This window comes from Microbacterium sp. ER1, assembly GCF_023383675.1.
Lineage (GTDB): Bacteria > Actinomycetota > Actinomycetes > Actinomycetales > Microbacteriaceae > Microbacterium.
This window is the reverse complement of sequence record NZ_QCXO01000033.1, coordinates 1-326: the sequence shown is the minus strand read 5'-3', so window position 1 is coordinate 326 and position 326 is coordinate 1. Positions and strand designations below refer to the sequence as shown.

The following is a 326-nucleotide window of genomic DNA, read 5'->3' as shown; positions in this document are numbered from 1 at the left end:
CCTCTCGAGCCGAGCAACTTGCGTCGCGACTTCGACGCGCTTACAGCGACACCCGGCCTCCGTCGCATCCGGTTTCACGATCTGCGGCATGCCTGCGCCTCGCTGCTCTTCGCCCAGAGCGTTCCACCACGGGTGGTCATGGATCTGCTCGGCCACTCGACGCTCAGCATCACGACAGACCTCTACGCCCATGTGATGCCGAGCACACTCACTGATGCAGCCACCGCGATGGACGACATTCTCGGGAGCAATCGGTGAGCGTGTCCGCGGTGGAGATCGCCTGGTCATCTCGACTCGGCGGCGGTTGGGAGACCTGGTGCGACGAA

General features: G+C 64.1%; 1 protein-coding gene. It reads left to right on the top strand.

Annotated features, from left to right (window positions below; all coding sequences use genetic code 11):
• The coding region (locus tag BV453_RS01635; protein ID WP_249520707.1) for a tyrosine-type recombinase/integrase at positions 1–258 on the top strand (258 nt) is incomplete at its 5' end.
• Positions 259–326: the final 68 nt, after the last annotated feature.